We start from the raw sequence: 23,236 nt of genomic DNA on the forward strand, positions 1-23,236 counted from the left end.
CGTGCCGAACGTGCGGATCAAGCTGCTGGAGGACGTGCCTCGGTCCGAGGCGGGCCCACTGGCCACCCAGCTCGCGGCCCTGGACGTGCTGCCCGAGCAGCGGGACTTCTCCGGCTCCCCCGCCTCGGTGGTCAAGCGCGGGGTCGACGACCCCACCCGCCGCACCTTCGTCATCCTGCTCGAGCCGCCCGACGGCCCGCCGGTGCCCGTGGGGGTGGGGGCGCTGCACCCCGACGCGGCCGGCCGGTCCGTCTGCCCGGAGCCGCACGTGCTGCTGCGCGGGCTGTCGATCGACGCGCGCCACCAGGGCCGGGGCATCGGCACCGCCGCGGTGACCCAGGCCGTCGAGCTCGCCGCCCGGCTGGCGCCGGACGCCCGGGCGGTGGTCCTGCGGGTCCACCGCCGCAACGCCGCGGCCCGCCGGGCCTACGCCCGCGCCGGGTTCGCCCCCACCGGCCAGCGCATCGACGGGCCGACCGGGGTCGAGGAGGTCATGGTCCGCCGCCTGGACGGCCGGGCTGCGGCGCCCGCCGGTCAGGGGACCGCCGGGGTCCTCGGCGGGGCCGGCGCCGGGAGCCAGGCGGCCAGGTAGCCGCGCACCGCCGCCAGATCGGTCCCGCCGCGGCACGCGACGTAGCCGTCGGGGCGCACGAGCAGGTGCCCGCCGCCGCCCAGGCGGCGCCAAGTGTCCGGCGGGACGGTGCACGCCCCGGGCGTCGGCCGGCGGGCGAGGCGGTGCACGGTCAGGTGCGGCCCGGCGAGGTCGGCGACGGCGTCCGCGTCCCACTCCCCGCACAGGAGCAGATGGAACCCGGGGGTGGTGAGCAGCCCGTGGAGCGTGCGCGGCGCGGCAGGGCCGGGCGCGAGCGGGCCGTCCGGGAGCCGGTCGCCGGGCCGCGGCCCGCCGCGCCGGTCACCGCCGCGCACCGTCAGCGGGCTGCGCCGGTAGGCGATGGCGAGCTCGGTGACGGTGCGCACCGGCCGCCCGCGGGCCAGGCGCAGCACGACCGGGGCGAGCCGGGGCGCCGCGCGCTGGCGGAGCAGCCGCAGCACGGGGTTTCCGGACACGGCGACGGCGAAGGCCAGGTCCGTCATGCGGCGCACCCGGCGGCCCACCGGGGCCCGCTCGCGCTCGTACGTGGCCAGCAGCGCCTCGGGCGCGCCGGCGGTGACCAGGGCGAGCTTCCAGCCCAGGTTCGCGGCGTCCTGGATGCCGGTGTTCATCCCCTGCGCGCCCGCCGGGCTGTGGATGTGCGCGGCATCCCCGGCCAGGACCACGCGCCCGGCCCGGTAGCGGGCGGCGCCGCGGTTGTGCAGCCGGAACCGCGTCATCCACACCGGGTCGTGCAGGCTCGCGCCCGTGCCGTAGGCGTCCGCCACGGCCTGCACCTGGGCGAGGGTGAGCGGCGCGTCGGCGGTGACGGCCTGTGGCGAGCGGTGCTCACCGCGCCCTCGCCGCGTGCCCCCCGGGCGGTGCCAGGCGTGCCCGCGCGTGCCGGCCGGGCGGCGCCCCCGGTCGAGCTCGTGCGGCCACATGGCGACCACCCGCCACGGGGCCGGGCGCGCGAGCGGGAAGAGGAAGAAGATGCCCCGCGGCGCGAGGAACATGTGCGCGGCACCGGGCGCGACGCCGTCGGCGCCGAGGTCGGCGAGGAGGAAGTCCTGCGGGTAGGCGCTGCCGCGGAAGGCGATGCCGGCCAGGCTACGCACCGCGCTGTGCGCGCCGTCGCAGCCGACGACGAACCGCGCCCGCACCGGCTCCATGGGCGTCGCCCCGCCGCCGGGGCCGCGGTCGTCCGCGACACCGCCGACGCGGCGCAGCCGACAGGTCACGCCCGCGGCGCCCTCCGCCAGCCCGGCCAGCTCGACGCCGCGCTCGACCGTGACCCCGCGGGCGGCGAGGTGCGCCGTGAGGATCCGCTCGGTCTCGGCCTGGGAGAGGAACAGCAGGAAGGGGTAGTCGGTGTCGGCCAGGCCGAGGTCGAACAGCGGGACGCGGGTGACCCGCCCGCCGGCGTGCAGCTCCAGCCGCACGGCGCGGTTGCCCGCCGCCACCAGCTCCTCGGCCAGGCCCAGGCGAGCGAGCACCTCCACGGTGCGCGGCTGGACACCCAGCGCCCGGGACTCGTGCACCCGGTCGAGCTGGCGGTCGACGAGCCGGACCCGGGTGCCGGCGGCCACCAGCTCGGCGGCCAGGGCGAGGCCGGTGGGCCCGGCGCCGACGACGAGGACGTCGACGTCCGCGCCCGGCGGGACGCCCGCCGGGCCGGGCACGGGAGGGGCCGCCTCGCCCACGTGCCCACCCTAGGCGCGGCCGGGCACAGCGGGCGCGTCCGGCGCCGTGGTCGGCCGGGCTCAGCCGGCCTCGGCGTAGCTGTCGACGACGGCGACGTCGAGCGGGAAGTCCACCGGGAAGCTCCCGAAGAGCAGCCGGCCCGCCTCGGCCGCGGCCGCGCGGACGGCGGCGGCGACGTCGTCGGCGAGGTGGGCGGGGGAGTGGACGATGACCTCGTCGTGCAGGAAGAACACCAGGTGCGGGCCGCGGGCCCGCCCGGAATCCCCCGCGGGGGCGTCGCCGACGGGCGCGGGGGCGCCGTCGCCGACCATGGCCCGCAGCCGGACCCGCAGGTCGGCCAGCCAGCACAGGGCCCACTCGGCGGCGGTGCCCTGCACGACGAAGTTGCGGGTGAAGCGGCCCCAGTCGCGGGCCTGCTGGCGCGCGCGGCGCCGGTCGGCCTCCCCGGCGTCCGGCTCGCTGGCCCGCCGCTGGGCGCGGTGCCAGGACTCGGGCGGGGGCGGCGACGTCCGGCCGAGCCACGTGCTGACCACCCCGCCCGCCTCGCCGGCGCGGGCGGCCCGCTCGACGACGCCGGTGGCGCGGGGGAAGGTGCGCGTCAGGCGCGGCACGAGCTGGCCGGCCTCGCCGGTGGTGGCCCCGTACAGCGCGCCGAGCATGGCGACCTTGGCGTGCGCCCGGGTCTCCACCACGCCGCGGTCCACGAGCCCCTGGTAGAGGTCGGCCCCGCGCCCGGCGCGGGCCATCTCCGCGTCGCGGGCCATGGCCGCCAGCACCCGCGGCTCGACCTGGGCGACGTCGGCGACGACGAGCCTCCAGCCCGGGTCGGCGACGACGGCGCCGCGGACCTGCTTGGGCAGCTGCAGCGCGCCGCCGCCGCGGGTGGCCCACCGGCCGGTGACCACGCCGCCGGGGACGTAGTCGGGGTGGAACCGGCCGCGGTGCCCGTCCCTGCCCGGGCGCACCCACTCGTCCATCCAGGCCCAGCCGTTGGCGGCGACGAGCCGGGCCAGCCGCTTGTACTCGAGCAGCGGCGCGATGGCCGGGTGGTCGAGCTCGCGGAGCTCCCACTTGCGGGTGGTGCGGGCCTCCACGCCGGCGGCGTGCAGGGCGCGCAGCAGCTCGGGCGGGGAGTCGGGGTTGAGCCCGGGGGCGCCGAGGAGGCTGCGGACCGTCTCGGCGAGCGCCTCGAGCCGGGCGGGCCGGGCGCCGCGCGGCGGGCGGGGGCCGAGCAGGTCGGTGAGCAGCCGGTCGTGCGCCGCCGGGTCCCACGGCAGCCCGTCGTGGCGCATCTCCGCGGCGACCAGGGCGCCCGCGGACTCGGCGGCGAGCAGCAGCCGCAGCCGGCCGGGGTCCGGTGCCGCGGCGACCGCCGCGTGCTGGCGTGCCAGCTCGGCGCCGACCTCGGCGGGGTCCAGCGCGCCGAGGTCGTCCAGGAGGGTGGGGGCGTGGTCGGCCGCGTCGCACGCCCCGGCCGCGTCCCAGGGCCCGGCGGGCGCGGCGGCCAGCGGCGAGGTCGCCGTCGCCGCCGCGTGCCGGAGGATGGCGTGGCACAGGCGCAGGTCGTGGCAGCGCTCCACGCGCACCCCGGCCGCCAGGAGGGCGGGGTAGACCTCCGCCGTGTCGGCCCAGACCCAGCGCGGGCGGTGCCGCTCGAGCGCGCGCACCCGGTCCGGCAGCTCCTCGGCGGGCACGACGGCGGGGGGCTCGCCGTCAGGCATCAGGTGCGCGCGACCAGCGCCCAGCGCGACGACGACCTCCACGCCCCGAGCGTAGGCCGCCGGTCAGCCGTCGGCGGGCAGGCCCTTGCCGCCGCGCAGGCGCACCGGGGTCTGGCCGGCCGAGCCGGCGAGCAGCGGGCGGGCGCGGGCGATCGCCGCGCGCGCCTCGGGCGGCTCGAGCGCGGCGTCGTGCGCGCCCCGATCGGTCCAGGCCTCCCACACCCACACGGCGTCGGGGTCGTCCTCGCCGGCGCCCACGACGTAGTGCAGGCACGCCGGGTCCGCGCGGAGGGCGTCCGCCGCGGCCAGCAGCGCGTCGAGCAGCTCCGCGCCCCGGCCGCGACGGGCGGTGAAGCCGGTGAACAACCCGTAGGTCATGCGCCGGGGTTCCGGCGGGCGAGGGCGGCCGACAGCGCCGTGGCGAAGCCGCACCAGGCGGCGTACGGCGCCAGCGCCGCGGCGGCGCCCGGGCGGGCGCGTGCGGCGCGCCGGACGAGCCCGGCGCTGCTGGCGGCGAGCACCGCGCACTCGGCCGCCGCCAGCCACGGCCGCCGCGCCCGCCAGAACAGCCAGCTCCAGGACGCGTTGAGGACGAGGTTGGCCGCCAGCGCGCGCCGGTACGCCCGCGCCTCGCCGGGGCGGCCGGCCGCCGCCAGCTCGTCGAGCGCCGCCGCCGAGGCGAGGGCGAGGTCCGCGTACAGGGCGGTCCACACCACCGGGAAGGCTGCGGGCGGCGGCTGACAGGCGGGCTTGTCCAGGGCGAGGTACCAGGGGCTCTGCGGCTCGGTCGCGACCGAGCCGGCCACCGCCGTCGCGACGACCGCGGTGGCGGTGCGGGCCAGGGTGCCGGCGCGCATCAGCCGGCCGCCTCGACGTCTTGGACCGACCGGGCGAGCACGCAGAACTCGTTGCCCTCGGGGTCGGCGAGGACCACCCAGGTGACCTCCGGCCCCTGCCCTACGTCGGCCCGGGTCGCGCCGAGGGCCAGGAGACGGTCCACCTCCTCGGTCTGGGTGCCGCCGTCCGCGCGCAGGTCCAGGTGCAGCCGGTTCTTCACCGTCTTCGCCTCGGGCACCGGGAGGACGTCGATGCCGGGCGCGGAACGGTCCGCCGGGCCGATGCTCACGCCGTCGTCCCCCGCCTCGTAGACCTCCCAGCCGAGGGCGGCCGCCCAGAAGTCCGCGACGCGGCGGGGGTCGTGGGCGTCGATGGCGAGGACGGCGATCGCACTGGGCATGCGCCGTTCCTACCGCACCCGCCCCAGCCCGGCACGCCCACTGGCCCCCGCCTTCTCGGGGAGGCGTCATCGTCTGCCCGTGCCGAACGGGGGCGACCGTGCCGAACGGGGCCCGCTCGTGCCGAACGGGGCCGCTCGGGCCAGACTTGACCTCTCACCGAGCAGACGACGTCTCACCCCATGGGTGAGGAGGAACGGAGGGGACCGATGCCCGAGCTGGCTGCCCTGGTCAGCGAGCACCTCGCCGCCGCGACGGCCTCGCCGCGGGGGCGCAGCGCCCTGAAGATCATCCACGACGGGCCGCTGCGGCAGACCGTCATCGCCCTCGCCGGCGGGCAGAAGCTCGAGGAGCACAACACCCCGCCGGCGGCGACCCTGCAGGTGCTGCACGGGCGGGTCCGGCTCACCAGCCCGGGCGGCGACGTCGTCCTCTCCGCCGGCTCCCTCGAGCCGATCCCGCACCAGCGCCACGGCCTGACGGCCGTGGAGGACTCGGTGGTCCTGCTCACCGCCGTCAACCGGGAGCCGTGACCCCGCGCCCGGGACCGGCGCCCGGATGCGGCGCGCCGCCCGGCCGGAAACACTGACGCCAGAGCCGAGCGGGAGGGAGGGCCCGGTGCTGGGACTGCCGGACGACGTGCGGGCGTGCCTGTTCGACCTCGACGGGGTGCTCACGGGCACCGCCGCGGTGCACCGCGCCGCCTGGGCGGAGACCTTCGACGACTTCCTCCGCGAGCGCTCCCGGCGCACCGGCGAGCCCTTCGCGCCCTTCACCGAGGAGGACTACCTCCGCCACGTCGACGGCAAGCCCCGGGACGACGGCGTGCGGGACTTCCTCGCCAGCCGGCGCATCCGCCTGCCCGAGGGCGGCCCGCAGGACCCGCCCGGCACCGGCAGCGTCCACGGGCTGGCCCACCGCAAGAACGAGGTGCTGCTGAGCCGGCTGAGCGACGGGGTGGAGGTCTTCGCGGGCAGCCGCCGCTACGTCGAGGCCGCCCGCGGGGCCGGGCTGGCCTGCGCCGTCGTCTCCAGCAGCGCGAACACCCGCCTGGTCCTGGACGTCACCGGGCTCGCGGGCCTGTTCGACGTGGTGGTCGACGGCGCCGTCGCCGACGCGTTGTCGCTGCCCGGCAAGCCGGCCCCCGACACCTTCCTCGAGGCCGCGAACCGGCTCGACGTCCCGCCCGCGCGCGCCGCGGTCTTCGAGGACGCCCTCGCCGGCGTGGCCGCCGGCCGGGCCGGCGGCTTCGGGTTCGTCGTCGGGGTGGACCGCGACTCCCAGGGCGACGCGCTGCGCGGCGCGGGCGCCGACGTCGTCGTCTCCGACCTGGAGGAGCTGTTGTGAGCGCGGCGCTGCCGGTGGACCCGTGGTCGCTGCGGGAGCCGTCCCTCGACCTGGGCCGGCTCGGGCAGACCGAGTCGCTCTTCGCCCTGTCCAACGGCCACATCGGGCTGCGCGGCAACCTCGACGAGGGCGAGCCGAACGAGACCCCCGGCACCTACGTCAGCGGGGTCTTCGAGCGCCACCCGCTGCCCTACCCCGAGGGCGGCTACGGCTACCCCGAGGCCGGCCAGACGATGGTCAACGTCACCAACGGCAAGCTGCTGCGCCTGCTCGTCGACGACGAGCCGTTCGACGTGCGCTACGGCCGCCTCCTCAGCCACGAGCGGGAGCTGAACCTGCAGGAGGGGACGCTGCACCGGCAGGTCGAGTGGGTCTCGCCGTCGGGCAAGCCGATCCGGATCAAGTCCACCCGGCTGGTCTCCTTCGTCCAGCGGGCGATCGCCGCGGTGTCCTACGTGGTGGAGGCCGTGGAGGAGACCCGGGTGATCCTCCAGTCCGAGCTCGTCGCCAACGAGGCGCCGCCCGAGGTGGACAGCCGGGACCCGCGGGTCGCCGCCGCCCTGGAGGACCCGTTCATCGCCGTCGGGCAGGACCTCGAGCAGAGCGGGGCCGTGCTCGTGCACCGCACCCGCAAGAGCGGCCAGCAGCTGGCCGCCGGCATGGACCACGACATCGAGTGCGACGCCCAGTTCGAGATCGAGAACGACGCCCGCAGCGACTGGGCGCGCACCACGATCGTCACCCTGCTGCGCCCGGGCGAGAAGCTCAAGGTCGTGAAGTTCCTCGGGTACGGGTGGTCGACCACCCGCTCGGCCCCGGCGCTGCGCGACCAGGTGGCCGCGGCGCTGACGGCCGCCCGCCACACCGGCTGGAACCTGCTGCGGCTGAGCCAGCGCGAGTACCTCGACGAGTTCTGGGGCGGGGCGGACGTGGAGGTGGAGGGCGACCCGGTCATCCAGCAGGCGGTGCGCTACGCCCTGTTCCAGGTGCTGCAGTCCGGGGCCCGCACCGAGGGGCGCGCCATCGGCGCCAAGGGGCTGACCGGCACCGGCTACAACGGCCACACCTTCTGGGACATCGAGGGCTTCGTGCTGCCCGTGCTCACCCTCACCGCCCCCAAGGCCGCCGCCGACGCGCTGCGCTGGCGCGCCTCCACGCTGGGCAAGGCCCGCGACCGGGCCCACACCCTCGGCCTCGAGGGGGCGGCCTTCCCGTGGCGCACCGTCGACGGGGAGGAGACCTCGGCGTACTGGCCGGCCGGGACCGCGGCCTTCCACATCGGCGCCGACATCGCCCGGGCGTTCGAGGAGTACCGGCTGGGCACCGGCGACGAGGAGCTCGAGCGCGACACGGGGCTGGAGGTCCTCGTCGAGACCGCCCGGCTCTGGCACTCCCTGGGCCACCACGACCGTCACGGCCGCTGGCACGTGGACGGCGTCACCGGCCCGGACGAGTACACCGCCCTGGTGGACGACAACGTCTTCACCAACCTCATGGCCGCGAACAACCTGCGCGCCGCCGCGGACGCGTGCGTGCGCCAGCCGCTGGGCGCCGAGAACGCGCACGTGACCACGGAGGAGATCGCCGCCTGGCGGGACGCGGCCGAGGCGGTCCACCTGCCCTACGACGTCGAGCTGGGCGTGCACCCCCAGTGCGAGAGCTTCACCCGGTTCGCCGAGTGGGACTTCGAGGCGGCGGCCGACCGGTACCCGCTCATGCTCCACGAGCCGTACTTCCAGCTCTACCGCAAGCAGGTGGTCAAGCAGGCCGACCTCGTGCTGGCGATGCACTGGTTCCCCGACGCCTTCACCGACGAGGAGAAGGCCCGCAACTTCGACTACTACGAGCGGCGCACCGTGCGCGACTCCTCGCTCTCGGCCAGCTCGCAGGCCGTCGTGGCCGCGGACGTGGGCCAGCTCGACCTCGCCCACGAGTACCTTCACGAGGCCGCGCTGGTCGACCTGCACGACCTGCACCACAACAGCGCCAACGGGCTGCACATCGCGTCCCTGGCCGGGGCGTGGATCGTCATCGTCGAGGGCTTCGGCGGGCTGCGCCGCGCCGACGGCGTGCTTCACCTCGACCCCGTGCTGCCCGACCAGATCAGCCGGCTCTCCTTCCGGCTGCGCTGGCGCGGGGCGCGGGTGCAGGTGGAGATCACCCGGCAGGAGGTGACCTGCCGGGTCCTCGGCGAGCAGGACGCCGCGATCCCGCTCGTCGTCTACGGGGAGCGGGTCCAGGTGACCCCGCTACAGGCCGTGGTCCGGCCGCTGCGCCGCCGCGAGCCGCTGCTGCCCCGCCCGCCGCAGCCGCCGGGGCGCCCGCCCCGGGTGGGCCCCGACGAGGAGCGCCGCTGAGGCGCGCTCACCGCACCGGGGCCCACTCTCCGCGGGCGACGAGCACGTCGCGGAGCACGTCCGGCCGGTCGGTGATGACCCCGTCCACGCCGTCGTCGAGCAGGCGCCCGATCGAGGCGGGCTCGTCGATGGTCCAGGTGATCACCCGCAGCCCGAGGTCGTGGGCCATCTGCACCAGCCGGGCGGCCACCCGCGGTCGCGCCATGACGCTCAGGCGGCCCAGCCGCCAGGCGACGTGGGCGAAGGCGCCGGAGGCGACGGCGGCGGGCGGGCGGGTGCCGGTGCGGGCGCAGGCGATGAGCGCGGTGAGGGAGCGCCAGCCCAGCGCCGTCGTCAGCTGCGGTCCGCACTCGTGGCGGATGGCCGCCAGCCAGGTGTCCCAGCCGCCCGCGACGCACACCCGGGCGGCGGAGCCGGTGCGCCGGATGGCGGCGATGGTCGGGCGGATCGCGCGCTCCTCCTTGACGTCGATCATGACGCAGGCGTCCGGCCACGCGGCGAGCAGGTTCTCCAGCGGCAGCACCGGCTCGCGGCCGAGCACGCGGGTGTGCCGCACCTCGGCCCAGGTCCGCCCGGCCAGGGCGCCGCGCAGCGAGGTGACGCGGTCGAGCGTGGCGTCGTGGAAGGCGAGCGGGACGCCGTCGGCGGTGGTTCGCACGTCGGTCTCGAGGTAGGTCAGCCCGAGGCCGCGGGCCAGCCCGAACGCCGCGAGGGTGTTCTCCGGCGCCAGCGCGGCGCCCCCGCGGTGGGCGGCGGCGAGGAAACCCGGGTGGGAGCCGTAGAGGCCGTGCAGGGCCGGTGCGGACGGTCGGACGCGGGGGAGCGCGAGCGTGGCCACGGGACCCAGGGTGGCGGCGGCCGGGCACGAGCGCGCGCGGCGCGGCGCCCCGTCGCCAACTCTTCATCTGGCCGCCACCGTCCGGTCGGTGTGGCCGGCCGGGCGGCGCGGGCCTCGGTCCCGGCGAGGGCCTCGGTCCCGGCGAGGCAGTCGGGCGGCCCAGGCCGTCGACCCGCGGGACGGCTCTCACACCGCCAGGCTCAGCAGCACGGCGAAGACGAGCCCGCACACCGAGATGACCGTCTCCATGAGCGACCAGCTGAGGATGGTCTGCTTGACGGTCATGCCGAAGTACTGCTTGACCATCCAGAACCCCACGTCGTTGACGTGGGAGAAGAACAGCGAGCCCGAGCCGACCGCGATGACCAGCAGCGCCAGGTGCGCCGGCGTCAGCTGCGCGGCGAGCGGGGCGACGATGCCGGCGGCGGTGATGGTGGCGACGGTCGCCGACCCGGTGGCCAGGCGGATGAGGACCGCCACCGCCCAGCCCAGCAGCAGCACGCTGAGGTGGGCCCCGGTGGCGTAGCTCGCGATGAGCTTGCCCACGCCCGAGTCGACGAGGGTCTGCTTGAACCCGCCGCCCGCGGCGATGATGAGCAGCGTGCCGGCCATCGGCGGCAGGGAGGCGTTGATGGTGTCCCCCACCCCGCCGCGGCCGGCGCCCACGCTGTACCCCATGGTGAACATCGCCACCAGCGTGGCCAGGAGGAGCGCGACGACGGGCTCGCCGAGCACGAAGAGCGCGTCGTGGACCGGGTTGCCCTTGGCCGAGACGATCTCGGCGACGGCGCGGGCGAGCATGAGGACCACGGGCAGCAGGACGGTGCCCACGGTGACCCAGAAGCTCGGGGTGCGGCGCAGCCGCTCCTCGCTGCCCGGCGCCTCCCGGGTGCCGGCCGCCGCCTGCAGCTCGGCGAACATCGGGCTGTCCGGGGTGATCTCGCGCGGGCCCACGTGGGCGACGACCCGCCCGAACAGCGGGCCGGCGATGATGACGGTGGGGATCGCGCAGATGAGGCCGAAGGCGAGGGTGAGGCCGAGGTCGGCCTTCAGGGCGCTGATCGCCACCAGCGGACCCGGGTGCGGCGGGACCATGCCGTGCAGCACCGACAGGCCGGCCAGGGCGGGGATGCCGACGAGCAGGACCGGCACCCGCGCCCGCCGGGCGACCATGAGCACGATCGGGATGAGCAGGACGACGCCGATCTCGAAGAACATCGGCAGCCCGACCAGGGCCGCCGCCCCGGCCATCGCCCAGGGCAGCGCCCCGCCGGTGAACCTCGAGACGATCCGGTCGACCACCTGGGCCGCGCCGCCGGAGTCGATCAGCAGCTTGCCGATGATCGCACCGAGGGCGACGAGGACGCCGACGCTGCCGAAGGTGTCGCCCACGCCCTTGGCGAAGCTGGTGACGGCGTCGTCGAGGTTGAAGCCCGAGGCGATCGCCAGGACCGCCGAGCCGATCATCAGGGCGAGGAACGGGTTGATCTTCGCCCACGTGATGAGGACGACGACGGCGGCGATGGCCAGCACCGTGGCGAGGATGAGCCGGCTGCTGCCGGCGGTGGCCGCGCCGCCGGCCGCGCCGCCGGCCGCTAGGACGACGCCGGGTGCGCTCGATGGCACCATGACGAACCCTCCCTCCGAGGGGTCTCAGAACAGCTGGTGCATGTTCTGCAGGTTCTGCGGGGCCACGAGGAGGGCCCGCTCCTGCCGGACCCACCACTGGCGGGTGCGGCGGAGCTCCTCCCAGGTGGAGTAGCGGTAGCGGAACACCCGGGCGCGGACGTACCGCGGGCGGCGCCCGGCGAACGGGTCGCGGCGCAGCAGCGTGAGGGTGGGGCGGTCCCCCTCGAGCAGGCGCAGGAGGAACACGGTGAACCAGCGGTGCTGGGAGGGGGAGCCGAGCGCGAGGAACCACATGCCCCAGTCGAGCCGGAGGTGGTACGGGGCCCACTGGCGCGGGATCTGACCGGTGCGTCCCGGCTTGCCCTTGAACTCGTACTCGTGCCAGTCGGTGGTGAACGGGTCGTCGTCCTCGGTGCCCTCGACGACCACCTCGTCGCGCCGACGGGTGATGGAGCCGAACGCGCCGTACGCCCCGGCCAGGTGCCAGCGGTTGAACGAGGCGTTCATCTTCTGGTGCCGGTCGACGAGGTTGCGGGCCGGCCAGTAGCTGAGCACGACCATCAGCGCCGTCACCGCCAGCACGACGACGGCGAACCACCCCGGCGTCGGCCCGTGCGCCTGGGTGCCTACCGACCAGGGCAGCAGCCGGTCGAGAACGCCGTCGCCGACCGCGGAGAACGCCAGCAGCATGGTCAGGAAGTTCAGCCAGGCGAAGTTGCCCGAGAGCATGAGCCAGCCCTGGGTGACGACGACGACGGCGGCGGCCACCGTCGCGACGGGCTGCGGCGCGAAGAGCAGGAACGGGACGACGAGCTGGGTGGCGTGGTTGGCGGCCACCTCCACCTTGTGCAGCGGCCGGGGCAGGTGGTGGAAGAACCAGCTGCCCGGGTTGGGCATGGGCTGGGTCTCGTGGTGGTAGTACAGGCAGGTCAGGTCCCGCCAGCACGGGTCGCCGCGCATCTTGATCATCCCGGCGCCGAACTCCACGCGGAAGACCAGCCACCGGAAGAGCACGACGACGGTGACCGGCGGCGCGACCCGGTCCGAACCGAGGAAGGCGGCGAGGAAGCCGGCCTCGAGCAGCAGCGACTCCCAGCCGAAGCTGTAGAAGACCTGCCCGACGTTGACGACGGACAGGTACAGCGCCCACAGGAGGAGGAACGCCAGCAGCGGCACCCACGGCGGCCCGGCCTGCGGCAGCCCGAGCACCAGGGCGGCGGCCACGAGCGCGCCGAGGGCGGCGACGGCGACCAGCAGCCGGTCGGAGTAGCGCCAGTGAAACAGGCTGGGGGCGAGCCGGCTGGGCACCCGGGCGACGAACTGCGGCACCGGCAGCAGCCCGTGCTCGCCGAGCAGGGGACGGAACTGGCGCAGCGCGGCGACGAAGGCGAGGACGTAGACCAGGGCGATGCCCCGCTGCAGCACGAACCGCGCGGCGTCGTAGTTCTCCGCGGCGAACCAGCCGCCGGCCCAGTCCACGGCGGACCCCCTTCCGTGTGCGCGTCCATTGCACACCCGGCCCCGCGGTGCTGCAGCCCAGCGCCCCCGTCCCCGACCACCGTGGCAATCTGGCTGCGACCACCATCGCGTTCTGGCCGCGACCGGGGGTCAGCGGGCGTAGCGCAGGCAGTCCGAGCGGGCGGCGCACTCGGGGCCGACGGCCATCGGCGCGATGCGGCCCGCGGCGCGCAGCTCCCCCAGCCGGGGGACGACCAGGTCGCGCAGCGCCCACGGGTCGAGGGTGTTGAGGTAGATCTTCGTGCCCCCCTCGAAGCCGGCGATGGTCGACACCCGCCACTTGAGCATCACCCGCCACGGCATCGGGGCCGTGACGTCGGCGGGGCGGTGGTGCCACTCCTCGTTGGTCGGCACCGCCGCGCCGGTGGCGGCGTGGCAGGCGTGCAGGAGGTCGGCGACGGCGGCGAGCTCGTCGTCGTCGTGCTCCCACGGCAGGCTGCGCGGGCTCGTGGAGTAGACCTCGAGGGTGGGGTAGCGGTGCCCGAAGCCGGCGAAGGCGATGGCGTGGTCGTTCTCGGCGACGACGAGGCCGGCCGCGGCGGCGGGGTTGACCGCCGCGTCGTTGAACAGGTTGGGGTTGAGGGCCAGCTGGGCCAGCTCGCGGTCGGTCTGGCCGCCGTGCGCGTCGATGGCGACGACCTGCTTGTGAAGGTGGTCGAAGGAGGCGCCGGCCGGGCGCAGCCAGTTCTGGAAAACGGCCACGTACCGGGCGAACCGGTTGGCCGCGTACAGGCGCCGGGCGGCCTCGACGGTGAAGGCCACGAAGCGCCGGTGCTCCGCCACGGTCAGCGTGCCCGAGCCGGCGAGCTGGTCGTCCGTGGTCGCGCCGTCGACAAAGTGGCGGCGCGCGATGACGACGTCGTGGCCGGAGGCGAACAGGGCGGTGGCGGGGGCGAGGCGCTCGGCCTCGCTCATGGCGGCCCATGCCGCCTCGCTCACGCCGGCGGCGCGCAGCCGGGCGTGGACGACGCCGAGCACGTGCGCCCGCCCGGCGGGGGCGGCGAGGTAGGCGCGCTCGTGGGCCAGAGCCTCGGCCGGGGCGGTGTAGCCGTAGTTGGTGCGCCAGTAGTCGTAGCCGAGGATGGCGAAGAGGTTGGGGACCAGCCGCAGCTCGGCCGGCTCCGCCAGCCGCTCGGCGGGGAGGTGCTCGACCAGGCGGGCCGCGCCCTCGCCCGTGCGCACCAGGCGCGCCTTCTCCGGCGGGGTCTGCAGGAAGTTGCCCGGGCAGAACGCGCAGTAGTGCCCGGCGCCGGCCGGGTCGACGGGGCCGGGTGCGTGCGCGGCGGCGTGCCAGGGCCGCTGGGCCCGCCCGGGCACGGTCCACACCTCGGTGCCGGTGAGGGGGTTGACCTGCTTGACGGTGCCGTCCGCCAACCGGGTCAGCGGCCCGTCCGCGGGCCCGTGCGGCGGGCGCATGGCTGCACGGTATCCCGCCCGGCGCGGCGCCAGGGCTGACAGACTGGTGGGGGACGAGGGGAGGGAGGGCGATGGCGGCCACCCTCGAGCGGCTCGAGCGGGCGGAGTGCCTGCGCCTCCTGGCCACGGCCCCCGTGGCGTGGCTGGCCTACTGCGGCGCCGGCCGGCCCGAGATGACGCCGGTCAACTTCGCCGTCGGCGAGGGCGAGGTGGTCGTGCGCACCGGGTACGGCGGCAAGCTCGGCGCCGCGGCGGCGGACGCCGTGATGACCCTGGGGGTGCTCGGGACCGACCCGGCGACGCGCACGGGCTGGTCGGTCACCGTCAGCGGGCACACGCGGCTGGCCGGCGATCCCCTCGTCGACGCCGACCTGCCCCAGCCTGGCTCCTGGGTCGACGGCCGGGTGATCACCATCGCCGTGGCGATCGAGCGGGTCTCGGGCCGCCGGATCGTGCGCCCCGACGGGCCCACCTCGCGACCCGGCGGCTAGCGCCGGCGAGCCCAGGCGCTCCCTCGCGCTCGCGGCGTCAGGCCTCGTCGGCCGCCCGGGCCTTGAGCCGGTTGTTCTCGGCGCGCACCCGCGCCTGGGTCTCCCGCTCGGCCACCAGCCACGCCGGTGGCTCGTCGAGCAGCGCGCGGATCTGCTCGGTCGTCAGCGGCTCGGTGACCCCGCCGCGGGCCAGCCCGGAGGCGGAGACGCCGAGACGCCGGGCCACCTCCTGACGCGGGTGCGGGCCGTTGCGGCGCAGGTCCGCCAGCCACTGCGGCGGGTTGGCCTGCAGGTCGTTGAGCTCGTCGCGGCTGACCATGCCCGCCTGGAACTCCGCCGGGGTGGCGGACAGGAGCACGCCGAGCTTCCGCGCGGCGGTCTGCGGCTTCATCATCTGGGGCTTGGGGGAGCTCATGGCACGGAAGCCTATGCGCTGTCGGCGCGGGCCCACGGTGGCGCTGCACTAGCCTGGGGTGCCGCACAGGAGGAGGTGCCGTCATGGCGGACCCGTTCCGGATCCGGTTCGTCCCCGGCGTGACGCCCGACAAGTGGCTGCGCAGGTGGGACGAGCGCTACCCGGACGCGCCGCTCGAGGCGAGCCCGGTGGACGAGGCGGAGCAGGTCGACGTCCTCCACGACGGCGCGGCCGCGATGTGCTTCGTGCGCCTGCCCGTCGACCGCGCGGGCCTGCACCTCATCCCGCTCTACCGGGAGGCCCCGGTCGTCGTCGCCGCGAAGGATCACCCCGTGGCCGCGTTCGACGAGGTGGACGTGGCGGACCTCGCCGACGAGCACCTGCTCCAGGACCCCGCCGCGGTGCCCGAGTGGGCCGCGCTGGCCACCGAGGTGCGCGCCGGCACCCGGGTGCCCGTGCCGCCGATGACCGCCAAGCAGGCGATCGAGGTCGCCGCGTCCGGGGCCGGCGTCGTCATCCTCCCGCTGTCCGTCGCGCGCCTGCACCACCGCAAGGACGTGGTGCACCGGGCGGTGCGCGGGGTCGCCGAGTCCCAGGTGGGCCTCGCCTGGCGCGAGGACGACGACGATCCGCGCCTCGAGGCCTTCATCGGTGTGGTGCGCGGCCGCACCGCGCGCAGCACCCGCGGGGGCGGCGTCGACCCCGCGGAGAGCCCCGCGGGGAAGGGCCGAGGCAGCGCCGCCCGCGGGGGCCGCGAGGGGGCGAGCCGCGCCGGCCGGGGGCGCTCAGCCGGGGCCGGCCGCGGCGGGAACCCGCGGGGAAAGGGCCAGGCCGGGCGCCGTCGCGGAGGTCCGGGCCGGCGCGGGCGCTGACCCGCGCGAGCCCTTAGCGTGGGTGGCATGACGCGCCCCATCCGCATCGCGTGCCAGGTCCAGCCCCAGCACGCCGACTACGCGCAGATTCGTGACGTCGTCGCCCGGGCGGAGGACGCCGGGGCGGACGTCGTCTTCACCTGGGACCACTTCTTCCCGCTCCGCGGCGACCAGGACGGCAAGCACTTCGAGTGCTGGACCACGCTGGGCGCCTGGGCCGAGGCCACCAACCGGGTCGAGATCGGCGCGCTGGTCACGTGCAACAGCTACCGCAACCCCGACCTGCTGGCGGACATGGCCCGCACGGTCGACCACATCAGCGACGGACGGCTCATCCTCGGCATCGGGGCCGGCTGGTTCGAGAAGGACTACGACGAGTACGGCTACGACTTCGGCACGCCGGGCACCCGCCTGCGCGCCCTCGCCGAGGCCCTGCCGCGCATCCGCCGCCGGTGGGGCCGGCTCAACCCGCCGCCCACGCGGGACATCCCGATCCTCGTGGGCGGCGGCGGGGAGAAGAAGACGCTGCGCTACACCGCCGAGCACGCGAACATCTGGCACAGCTTCGGCGACGTCGCGACGCTGCGGCACAAGAGCGCCGTCCTCGACGGCCACTGCGCCGACATCGGGCGCGACCCCGGGGAGATCGAGCGGTCGATCGGCGTCTCCCGGCCGCCGGAGGAGGTCGGCGAGGAGCTCGTGGCCGCCGGGGCGTCCCTGTTCACGGTGGGCACGAGCGGCCCGGACTACGACCTCACGCTGCTCGGGCGCTGGCTCGCCTGGCGCGACGCCCGCTCCTGAGTCCGGGCGCCGGGTGCGACGTCAGGCGGCCACGGTTCGCAGATGTGCTCCAGCTGGGCCCGCAGCGCCGAGGCGGGGCGTCGGCCTCGGGCACGAGGTCGGGGTCGACGATGACGGTGACCGAGAGGCGCCCCGCGTAGGACAGGGCCGCGAAGGCGACGGCGACGTTGCCGGAGGTGGTCGTGATCGGGACGAGGCGGAGGATGGCGGCACCCGCCAGGGAGAGCCGCTCGGCGGGGCCGGTCATGGTGGTCAGGAAGGAGTTGACCAGGCGCTGCCGGTCGACGAGGACGAGGTCGCCGGGACCGAGGCGTTCCACCGGCCGGAGGGCCGCCCGCGCGGCGAGGCCGGGGCGGCGCGGCCCCATCGCCCCACGGGCCCGGACCGCGCCCGCGCGCGGTGCCCCACCCCCGGGGCGGTTGCTGGGCGGCGTCACGCCATCGGGAGCGGCTTTCCCTCGCGGCTGTCTCGAGACCGCGGCTGCCCCGAGACCTCCACGATCCCGCCGGTCGGGGGCGGGCGCGAGCGACGAAGGTCCCTTTCCCCACCCCGTCCACCGGCGTAGGCACGAGCCCGTCAGGCGGGTGGTGGTCGACCGCTTTGGCGGCCCGGAGGTTCTACCCGCCGTCGGCGGCGGCGACCGGCTGCCGGAGGATGGTGCGCTGCCGCTCCGGCGCGACCTTGCGGAAGTCGCTGAGGTAGATCTCGTGATGCTTGCCGGTCAGGCGCATCCCGCGGCCGGGGATGACCTCGTGGTGCAGGTGCGCGAGGACGTCGGCCTCGTCGTCGAAGGCGCCGACGTGCAGCGTCTGCACGCACCGGCCCTCCGACAGCGTCTCGAGGCGGACGTCGTCGAGGCGCGCGGGCCGGTTCTTGGCCGCGGCGCGCTCGACGGCCGCGGCGACCATCGCCCCGTCGAGCCAGTCCGGGGCCAGGATCATCAGGGTCCAGCTCCACCGCGACTTGTCGCGCGCCGTCGTGAACGCGTCCATGTCCTCGGCCCACCACAGGCCCTCCAGCGGAGGGACGACGTAGTCGCGTCCGAGCTCTCCCTTGCTGGTGAACTTCAGCGTGTAGGCCACGGGGTAGAGCGCCTCCACCGCCTCGGTGAACGCCGGGGAGGTGTTCGGGTCGCCGCGGCCGTCGATCATGAGGTACTGCAGGTCGGGCACGTCCACCACCCGGACCTCGCCCGCCACGGCCCGGTAGGCGTCGAGCGTCTTCTTGAAGTCGGTCTTGTCGGTCATCGAGCCCCTCGACCCGGGGGAGCCACGCCCGGCACCGAGCGCCTGCGCTCGCGGGAACCGCTCCAAGCCTGCCTGCGGGAAGCCCGCACGATACAGGCCCCACCGGCCCGCGGGGCAGGGCGCGTGAGCAACCGATTCACCCGGGTCTGGCCGGGGCGGTTCGACCCCGCCGGAGAAACCTCGAACTTGCCGCCGAAACTCGAACTCGCCGCCGTCGACGCGCCGCGTACCGAGCCAGCGGCAGCCCGGCGAAGCAGGAGCGCCGCGCTCGCGACCGGGAACAAACCCGCGCCGCAGAAGGTTGAGCCGAACAGACTCAAGTTTGGGACCGTCGGGTTGAACATCTCCCGGTCAAGGCACAGACTTGAGTGCATACGACTCAAGATGACGCCGTGACCCGGATCGGCGCCCGAGATCGAAGGAGCACAAGCATGGCACGAGCGGTCGGTATCGACCTGGGCACCACCAACTCGGTGGTCTCCGTCCTCGAGGGCGGCGAGCCCACCGTCATCGCGAACGCCGAGGGGTCGCGCACCACCCCCTCGGTCGTCGCCTTCAGCAAGTCCGGCGAGGTCCTCGTCGGCGAGGTCGCCAAGCGGCAGGCCGTCACCAACGTCGACCGCACGATCTCCTCCGTCAAGCGCCACATGGGCACCGACTGGACGGTGGCGATCGACGACAAGAAGTACACCCCGCAGGAGATCTCCGCGCGCATCCTCGGCAAGCTCAAGAAGGACGCCGAGGCGTACCTGGGCGAGCCGGTCACCGACGCCGTCGTCACCGTCCCGGCCTACTTCAACGACGCCCAGCGCCAGGCGACCAAGGACGCCGGCCAGATCGCGGGCCTGAACGTCCTGCGCATCATCAACGAGCCGACGGCGGCCGCCCTCGCCTACGGGCTGGAGAAGGGCAAGGAGGACGAGCTCATCCTCGTCTTCGACCTCGGTGGCGGCACCTTCGACGTCTCCCTGCTCGAGGTGGGCAAGGACGACGACGGCTTCTCCACCATCCAGGTCCGCGCCACCAACGGCGACAACAAGCTCGGTGGTGACGACTGGGACCAGCGGGTCGTCGACTGGCTCGTCAAGCAGGTGAAGAACAAGGACGGCGTGGACCTGTCCAAGGACCGCATCGCCCTGCAGCGTCTGCGCGAGGCCGCCGAGCAGGCCAAGAAGGAGCTGTCCTCCGCGACCAGCACCAACATCTCCCTGCAGTACCTGTCGATGAGCGAGTCCGGCCCGATCCACCTGGACGAGAAGCTCACCCGGGCCGCCTTCCAGGAGATGACGGCGGACCTGCTCGAGCGCACCAAGACCCCGTTCCACAACGTCATCAAGGACGCCGGGATCCAGCTCAGCGACATCGACCACGTGGTCCTCGTCGGCGGCTCGACCCGCATGCCGGCCGTGAGCGACGTCGTGCGCGAGCTCACCGGCGGCAGGGAGCCCAACAAGGGCGTGAACCCGGACGAGGTCGTCGCCGTCGGCGCAGCCCTGCAGGCCGGCGTCATCAAGGGCGACCGCAAGGACGTCCTGCTCATCGACGTCACCCCGCTGTCCCTGGGCATCGAGACCAAGGGTGGCGTGATGACCAAGCTCATCGAGCGCAACACCGCCATCCCGACCAAGCGCTCCGAGGTGTTCTCCACCGCCGAGGACAACCAGCCGAGCGTGCTCATCCAGGTCTTCCAGGGCGAGCGCGACTTCGCCCGCGACAACAAGCCGCTGGGCACCTTCGAGCTGACCGGCATCGCCCCGGCCCCGCGCGGCATGCCGCAGATCGAGGTCACCTTCGACATCGACGCCAACGGCATCGTGCACGTCTCCGCCAAGGACCGCGGCACGGGCAAGGAGCAGTCGATGACCATCACCGGCGGCTCGGCCCTGCCGAAGGACGAGATCGACCGGATGGTCAAGGAGGCCGAGGCGCACGCGGCCGAGGACGCCAAGCGCCGCGAGGAGGCTGAGCTGCGCAACACCGCCGAGCAGCAGGTCTACTCCACCGAGAAGCTGCTCAGCGACAACGCCGACAAGCTGCCCGAGGCCGTGACCTCCGAGGTCCGCGAGGCCGTCGACGCCCTGAAGAAGGCGCTCGAGGGCCAGGACATCGAGGCCGTCCGCACCGCCCAGGCGGACCTGACGACCAAGAGCCAGAAGATCGGCGAGGCGCTGTACGCCAACCAGTCCGAGACGGCCAACCCCGGCACCCAGGGCGCCCCGTTCGACGGCGCCACGCGCGGCTCGGAGGCCGACGACGACGTCGTCGACGCCGAGATCGTGGACGACGAGGAGACCAAGTGACGGACGAGACCCGAGCGCGCGAGGAGGACGTCGGCGCCGAGAAGCCGGTCGTGACCGACAAGCGGCGCATCGACCCCGAGACCGGCAAGCTGCGCGATCACGCGGAGGGGGCGGCCGACCCGGCCGCCGCCCCGGCGGGGGTCGCGAGCGAGGCCCCTGCCGAGGCGGGCGCCGCGGCCGAGCCCGGCGAGGCGGACGCCGTCGCCGAGGCCCAGGCGGAGGCCCTGGACCTGGCCGACCAGCTGGCCCGGCGCAACGCCGACCTCTACAACGTCCAGCAGGAGTACAACGCCTACGTGCGCCGGTCCAAGGCGGACGCCGCGAACCAGCGCCAGGCCGGGGTGCACGACGTCGTCGAGGCGCTGCTCGGCGTCCTCGACGAGATCGAGCTCGCCCGCCAGCACGGGGACCTCACCGGGCCGTTCGCCGCCATCGCGGAGAAGCTCGAGGGCACCCTGGGCCAGCGCTTCGGCGTGGTGCGCTACGGCACCGAGGGTGAGGAGTTCGACCCGGAGATCCACGACGCCCTCATGCACCAGGCGGACCCCGCGGCCACGGCGACCACCGTCACGCAGGTCCTCCAGCCCGGCTACCGTGCCGGGGAGAAGGTCCTGCGCGCGGCGCGCGTGGGCGTCACCGGCCCTCAATGAGGGGCGAGACCACAGTAGGCAGGTGCCGCGGCGGGATTCCCGCCGCGGCACCGCACGATCGAGGAGGTGAGGCGTGATGACCGGCCAGGACTGGCTCGAGAAGGACTTCTACGCCACCCTCGGCGTCGCGAAGGACGCCGACGCCGACGCGATCAAGAAGGCCTACCGCAAGCTCGCCCGCAAGTACCACCCGGACCAGAACCCCGGGAACGCCGCGGCCGAGGAGAGGTTCAAGTCGGTCGGCGAGGCCTACGCCGTGCTCTCCGACCCCGAGCAGCGCAAGCAGTACGACGCGCTGCGCGCGATGGCCGGCGGCGGGGCGCGGTTCTCGGCCGGCACCGGCGCCGGCGGCGCCGGGTTCGAGGACCTGTTCGGCGGGATGTTCGGCCAGGGCGCGCCGGGCGGCGCGCGGGTGCGGTACTCCACGACCGCCCCCTCGGGCACGGGCACCGGCACCGGCGGCTTCGAGGACATCCTCTCCGGCATGTTCGGCGGCGGGGGCTTCGGCTCGCGGCGCCGGGCGCAGCGCGGCGCGGACATCACCGCCACCACCCGCCTGCCCTTCCGGCAGGCGGTCACCGGGGCGACGGTCCAGCTCACCGTGGACGGCCGGACGATGACCACCCGCATCCCGCCGGGGGTGCACGACGGGCAGAAGATCCGTCTGCGCGGCAAGGGCCAGCCCGGGGCCGGCGGCGGGGAGCCCGGCGACCTCATCGTCACCGTGCACGTCGACCCGCACCCGGTGTTCTCCCTGGACGGGAAGAACCTGCGCCTCACCGTGCCGATCACGTTCGACGAGGCGGCGCTGGGCGCCACCATCGAGGTGCCGACGCTGGACGGGCGCGCGGTCAAGGTGAAGGTGCCGGCCGGCACCCCGTCGGGCCGCACGCTCCGGGTGCGGCACAAGGGGCTGGACCTGCCCGCGACGCCCGACGGCGACCTGCTCGTCACCGTGAACGTCGTCGTGCCGAGCCGGCTGAGCAGCGCGGCCAAGGCGGCGGTGAAGGCCTTCGCCGAGGCGAACGAGGGGGCCAACCCCCGGGCGGGGCTCACCGAGCTCGCCGGCCAGTAGGAGCGACCTGACGGCGGGCCCCCGCCCGCCGTCGGCGGTCGCCGCACCGGCCCGCCGCCGGGCCGGTGGGCGGCGAGGCGGAAGGAGGAGACATGGCACTGCAGGCCGGGGGACGTGAGGACGCACCCATCCTGACCGTCTCCGCCGCAGCCGAGCTGGCCGGGATGCACCCGCAGACCCTGCGCCAGTACGATCGCCTGGGCATCGTGGAGCCGCAGCGCACCCGCGGTCGGGGGCGGCGCTACACCCTGCGCGACGTCGCGCTGCTGCGCGAGGTCCAGCGGCTCAGCCAGGAGGAGGGCATCAACCTCGCCGGCATCAAGCGCATCCTGGACCTCCAGCGCGAGCTGGCGCAGGTGCGCTCCGAGCTGGACAACCTGCGCTCGGTGGTCGACCCCGGTCACCGGGTCTTCGCGGCGGGCCCGACCGGCGACGTCGTCGCCCTGCCGCGTGGCACCCGCGTGCGGCGGGTGACCACGACCAACGGCGGGGCGCTCGTGCTGTGGCGCCCCCGCGAGTACTGACACCCACGGCCGGACACCGCCCGGTATAGGAGTTTCGGGCGGTACAGGCTTACGCTTGCCGACAGCCGGACCTGACCGGTGTCGCCCCGAAGAGAGATCCGGCTCATGACTGACATGGTGGAGACCCACTCCGAGGAACGCTCGGGCAGCGAGGGATCGACGGCGCTGCTGACCTCCGCCACCCACAACCGCCTCGTCCTGTCCGGCGAGGTCGACATCAGCATGAACGAGGAGCTGGGCCAGGCCGCCGTCACCATCGAGCGCTCCGGCCTGCCCCTGGAGGTCGACGCGCGCAACGTCACCTTCATGGACTCCTCGGTCATCGCCGTGCTCGCCCGGCTCGCCTACCGGCTCCCGGACCGGCTGCGCATCATCCAGCCACCGGACGTCGTGCGGTTCCTGCTCGAGGTCACCAAGATCGGGGAGATCGTCGACATCGTCGACGTCGACCCCGGCTTCCCCGACCCCGAGCCGGCTCGGGGCGAGATGCTGGCCTGATCTCGC

General features: G+C 75.2%; 25 protein-coding genes. 13 read left to right on the forward strand and 12 right to left on the reverse strand.

Features of this window, described 5'->3' with window-relative positions:
- Nucleotide 1: 1 nt before the first annotated feature.
- Complete coding sequence (locus tag GD880_RS10930; protein ID WP_152231664.1) at nucleotides 2-592, forward strand: GNAT family N-acetyltransferase; 591 nt, start codon at nucleotides 2-4, stop codon at nucleotides 590-592.
- Here the strand turns inward: GD880_RS10930 and GD880_RS10935 are convergent.
- From GD880_RS10935 to GD880_RS10955, 5 genes are all read right to left on the reverse strand, one after another.
- Nucleotides 535-2,295, reverse strand: coding sequence for an FAD-dependent monooxygenase (locus GD880_RS10935; RefSeq protein WP_226909576.1), 1,761 nt, complete (start codon nucleotides 2,293-2,295; stop codon nucleotides 535-537). The genes GD880_RS10930 and GD880_RS10935 overlap by 58 nt on opposite strands.
- Nucleotides 2,296-2,355: 60 nt before the next feature.
- Nucleotides 2,356-4,017, reverse strand: a complete 1,662-nt coding sequence (locus GD880_RS10940) for a bifunctional 3'-5' exonuclease/DNA polymerase (RefSeq protein ID WP_152231776.1) — start codon at nucleotides 4,015-4,017, stop codon at nucleotides 2,356-2,358.
- 63 nt (nucleotides 4,018-4,080) lie between these two features.
- Nucleotides 4,081-4,395: a putative quinol monooxygenase gene (locus GD880_RS10945; protein ID WP_152231665.1), complete on the reverse strand. Its 315-nt coding sequence runs from the start codon at nucleotides 4,393-4,395 to the stop codon at nucleotides 4,081-4,083.
- On the reverse strand, nucleotides 4,392-4,874 hold the full coding sequence (locus GD880_RS10950) for a tryptophan-rich sensory protein (RefSeq protein ID WP_152231666.1): 483 nt from the start codon (nucleotides 4,872-4,874) through the stop codon (nucleotides 4,392-4,394). Before GD880_RS10950 ends, GD880_RS10945 begins: the two co-directional genes overlap by 4 nt.
- Nucleotides 4,874-5,254 (reverse strand): VOC family protein, encoded by a 381-nt coding sequence (locus GD880_RS10955; RefSeq protein WP_152231667.1) that lies wholly within the window; start codon nucleotides 5,252-5,254, stop codon nucleotides 4,874-4,876. Before GD880_RS10955 ends, GD880_RS10950 begins: the two co-directional genes overlap by 1 nt.
- A 207-nt stretch (nucleotides 5,255-5,461) precedes the next feature.
- Here GD880_RS10955 and GD880_RS10960 point away from each other — a divergent pair, with 207 nt between their 5' ends.
- The 3 genes from GD880_RS10960 to GD880_RS10970 all read left to right on the forward strand — a co-directional run bounded on the left by GD880_RS10960 (nucleotide 5,462) and on the right by GD880_RS10970 (nucleotide 8,956).
- Nucleotides 5,462-5,785 carry a cupin domain-containing protein gene (locus GD880_RS10960; protein ID WP_152231668.1) on the forward strand — a complete coding sequence of 108 codons (324 nt, stop codon included), beginning with the start codon at nucleotides 5,462-5,464 and terminating at the stop codon, nucleotides 5,783-5,785.
- Between the two features lie 85 nt (nucleotides 5,786-5,870).
- The gene (locus GD880_RS10965; RefSeq protein ID WP_152231669.1) at nucleotides 5,871-6,599 is read left to right on the forward strand and encodes an HAD family hydrolase; all 729 of its coding nucleotides are present in this window, start codon (nucleotides 5,871-5,873) and stop codon (nucleotides 6,597-6,599) included.
- Nucleotides 6,596-8,956 carry a glycoside hydrolase family 65 protein gene (locus tag GD880_RS10970; protein ID WP_152231670.1) on the forward strand — a complete coding sequence of 787 codons (2,361 nt, stop codon included), beginning with the start codon at nucleotides 6,596-6,598 and terminating at the stop codon, nucleotides 8,954-8,956. Before GD880_RS10965 ends, GD880_RS10970 begins: the two co-directional genes overlap by 4 nt.
- Nucleotides 8,957-8,963: 7 nt before the next feature.
- On the opposite strand, the gene GD880_RS10975 is transcribed toward GD880_RS10970, so the two are convergent.
- The 4 genes from GD880_RS10975 to GD880_RS10990 all read right to left on the reverse strand — a co-directional run bounded on the left by GD880_RS10975 (nucleotide 8,964) and on the right by GD880_RS10990 (nucleotide 14,357).
- Nucleotides 8,964-9,794 carry a glycerophosphodiester phosphodiesterase family protein gene (locus tag GD880_RS10975; RefSeq protein ID WP_226909578.1) on the reverse strand — a complete coding sequence of 277 codons (831 nt, stop codon included), beginning with the start codon at nucleotides 9,792-9,794 and terminating at the stop codon, nucleotides 8,964-8,966.
- Between the two features lie 186 nt (nucleotides 9,795-9,980).
- Entirely contained in the window at nucleotides 9,981-11,423 is a 1,443-nt protein-coding gene (locus GD880_RS10980; RefSeq protein ID WP_152231671.1) for a GntT/GntP/DsdX family permease, read from the reverse strand.
- 24 nt (nucleotides 11,424-11,447) lie between these two features.
- Nucleotides 11,448-12,902, reverse strand: coding sequence for a lipase maturation factor family protein (locus GD880_RS10985; RefSeq protein WP_152231672.1), 1,455 nt, complete (start codon nucleotides 12,900-12,902; stop codon nucleotides 11,448-11,450).
- A gap of 129 nt (nucleotides 12,903-13,031) precedes the next feature.
- Nucleotides 13,032-14,357, reverse strand: coding sequence for a DUF4921 family protein (locus tag GD880_RS10990; protein ID WP_152231673.1), 1,326 nt, complete (start codon nucleotides 14,355-14,357; stop codon nucleotides 13,032-13,034).
- 71 nt (nucleotides 14,358-14,428) lie between these two features.
- Between GD880_RS10990 and GD880_RS10995 the strand changes: the two genes are divergently transcribed.
- Nucleotides 14,429-14,848 carry a pyridoxamine 5'-phosphate oxidase family protein gene (locus GD880_RS10995; RefSeq protein ID WP_152231674.1) on the forward strand — a complete coding sequence of 140 codons (420 nt, stop codon included), beginning with the start codon at nucleotides 14,429-14,431 and terminating at the stop codon, nucleotides 14,846-14,848.
- A gap of 37 nt (nucleotides 14,849-14,885) precedes the next feature.
- Here GD880_RS10995 and GD880_RS11000 read toward each other — a convergent pair whose 3' ends face one another.
- Nucleotides 14,886-15,263, reverse strand: coding sequence for a DUF5997 family protein (locus GD880_RS11000; protein ID WP_152231675.1), 378 nt, complete (start codon nucleotides 15,261-15,263; stop codon nucleotides 14,886-14,888).
- A gap of 83 nt (nucleotides 15,264-15,346) precedes the next feature.
- Here GD880_RS11000 and GD880_RS11005 point away from each other — a divergent pair, with 83 nt between their 5' ends.
- On the forward strand, nucleotides 15,347-16,135 hold the full coding sequence (locus GD880_RS11005) for a LysR family substrate-binding domain-containing protein (RefSeq protein ID WP_152231676.1): 789 nt from the start codon (nucleotides 15,347-15,349) through the stop codon (nucleotides 16,133-16,135).
- A gap of 27 nt (nucleotides 16,136-16,162) precedes the next feature.
- Nucleotides 16,163-16,936 carry an LLM class F420-dependent oxidoreductase gene (locus GD880_RS11010; RefSeq protein WP_193314457.1) on the forward strand — a complete coding sequence of 258 codons (774 nt, stop codon included), beginning with the start codon at nucleotides 16,163-16,165 and terminating at the stop codon, nucleotides 16,934-16,936.
- Here the strand turns inward: GD880_RS11010 and GD880_RS11015 are convergent.
- Together GD880_RS11015 and GD880_RS11020 are read right to left on the reverse strand one after the other, a co-directional pair.
- Nucleotides 16,890-17,255 carry a WS/DGAT domain-containing protein gene (locus GD880_RS11015; RefSeq protein WP_226909579.1) on the reverse strand — a complete coding sequence of 122 codons (366 nt, stop codon included), beginning with the start codon at nucleotides 17,253-17,255 and terminating at the stop codon, nucleotides 16,890-16,892. The two genes, GD880_RS11010 and GD880_RS11015, sit on opposite strands and share 47 nt — an antisense overlap.
- 298 nt (nucleotides 17,256-17,553) lie before the next feature.
- Complete coding sequence (locus tag GD880_RS11020) at nucleotides 17,554-18,183, reverse strand: GyrI-like domain-containing protein (RefSeq protein WP_152231678.1); 630 nt, start codon at nucleotides 18,181-18,183, stop codon at nucleotides 17,554-17,556.
- Nucleotides 18,184-18,306: 123 nt separating this feature from the next.
- On the opposite strand from GD880_RS11020, the gene GD880_RS11025 reads away from it, so the two are divergent.
- From GD880_RS11025 to GD880_RS11050, 6 genes are all read left to right on the forward strand, one after another.
- Nucleotides 18,307-18,579, forward strand: coding sequence for a hypothetical protein (locus GD880_RS11025; protein ID WP_152231679.1), 273 nt, complete (start codon nucleotides 18,307-18,309; stop codon nucleotides 18,577-18,579).
- Nucleotides 18,580-18,614: 35 nt separating this feature from the next.
- Nucleotides 18,615-20,483: a molecular chaperone DnaK gene (dnaK, locus tag GD880_RS11030; RefSeq protein WP_152231680.1), complete on the forward strand. Its 1,869-nt coding sequence runs from the start codon at nucleotides 18,615-18,617 to the stop codon at nucleotides 20,481-20,483.
- The gene (locus GD880_RS11035; protein WP_152231681.1) at nucleotides 20,480-21,133 is read left to right on the forward strand and encodes a nucleotide exchange factor GrpE; all 654 of its coding nucleotides are present in this window, start codon (nucleotides 20,480-20,482) and stop codon (nucleotides 21,131-21,133) included. Before dnaK ends, GD880_RS11035 begins: the two co-directional genes overlap by 4 nt.
- A gap of 76 nt (nucleotides 21,134-21,209) precedes the next feature.
- Nucleotides 21,210-22,208: a DnaJ C-terminal domain-containing protein gene (locus GD880_RS11040; RefSeq protein ID WP_152231778.1), complete on the forward strand. Its 999-nt coding sequence runs from the start codon at nucleotides 21,210-21,212 to the stop codon at nucleotides 22,206-22,208.
- A gap of 92 nt (nucleotides 22,209-22,300) precedes the next feature.
- The gene (locus GD880_RS11045; RefSeq protein ID WP_152202962.1) at nucleotides 22,301-22,732 is read left to right on the forward strand and encodes a heat shock protein transcriptional repressor HspR; all 432 of its coding nucleotides are present in this window, start codon (nucleotides 22,301-22,303) and stop codon (nucleotides 22,730-22,732) included.
- Between the two features lie 105 nt (nucleotides 22,733-22,837).
- On the forward strand, nucleotides 22,838-23,230 hold the full coding sequence (locus GD880_RS11050; protein ID WP_226909580.1) for an STAS domain-containing protein: 393 nt from the start codon (nucleotides 22,838-22,840) through the stop codon (nucleotides 23,228-23,230).
- Nucleotides 23,231-23,236: the final 6 nt, after the last annotated feature.

The organism is Georgenia ruanii (assembly GCF_009193175.1).
GTDB lineage: Bacteria > Actinomycetota > Actinomycetes > Actinomycetales > Actinomycetaceae > Georgenia > Georgenia ruanii.

Bases quoted from the DNA above. Each gene is read 5' to 3' on its own strand.
- GD880_RS10960 (WP_152231668.1), top strand. From the start codon at position 5,462: ATGCCCGAGCTGGCTGCCCTGGTCAGCGAGCACCTCGCCGCCGCGACG.
- GD880_RS10980 (WP_152231671.1), bottom strand. From the start codon at position 11,423: ATGGTGCCATCGAGCGCACCCGGCGTCGTCCTAGCGGCCGGCGGCGCG.
- GD880_RS10940 (WP_152231776.1), bottom strand. From the start codon at position 4,017: ATGCCTGACGGCGAGCCCCCCGCCGTCGTGCCCGCCGAGGAGCTGCCG.
- GD880_RS11045 (WP_152202962.1), top strand. From the start codon at position 22,301: ATGGCACTGCAGGCCGGGGGACGTGAGGACGCACCCATCCTGACCGTC.
- GD880_RS11050 (WP_226909580.1), top strand. From the start codon at position 22,838: ATGACTGACATGGTGGAGACCCACTCCGAGGAACGCTCGGGCAGCGAG.
- GD880_RS10950 (WP_152231666.1), bottom strand. From the start codon at position 4,874: ATGCGCGCCGGCACCCTGGCCCGCACCGCCACCGCGGTCGTCGCGACG.
- GD880_RS11010 (WP_193314457.1), top strand. From the start codon at position 16,163: ATGACGCGCCCCATCCGCATCGCGTGCCAGGTCCAGCCCCAGCACGCC.
- GD880_RS10995 (WP_152231674.1), top strand. From the start codon at position 14,429: ATGGCGGCCACCCTCGAGCGGCTCGAGCGGGCGGAGTGCCTGCGCCTC.
- GD880_RS11000 (WP_152231675.1), bottom strand. From the start codon at position 15,263: ATGAGCTCCCCCAAGCCCCAGATGATGAAGCCGCAGACCGCCGCGCGG.
- GD880_RS11020 (WP_152231678.1), bottom strand. From the start codon at position 18,183: ATGACCGACAAGACCGACTTCAAGAAGACGCTCGACGCCTACCGGGCC.
- GD880_RS10990 (WP_152231673.1), bottom strand. From the start codon at position 14,357: ATGCGCCCGCCGCACGGGCCCGCGGACGGGCCGCTGACCCGGTTGGCG.
- dnaK (WP_152231680.1), top strand. From the start codon at position 18,615: ATGGCACGAGCGGTCGGTATCGACCTGGGCACCACCAACTCGGTGGTC.
- GD880_RS10945 (WP_152231665.1), bottom strand. From the start codon at position 4,395: ATGACCTACGGGTTGTTCACCGGCTTCACCGCCCGTCGCGGCCGGGGC.
- GD880_RS10955 (WP_152231667.1), bottom strand. From the start codon at position 5,254: ATGCCCAGTGCGATCGCCGTCCTCGCCATCGACGCCCACGACCCCCGC.
- GD880_RS11040 (WP_152231778.1), top strand. From the start codon at position 21,210: ATGACCGGCCAGGACTGGCTCGAGAAGGACTTCTACGCCACCCTCGGC.
- GD880_RS11005 (WP_152231676.1), top strand. From the start codon at position 15,347: ATGGCGGACCCGTTCCGGATCCGGTTCGTCCCCGGCGTGACGCCCGAC.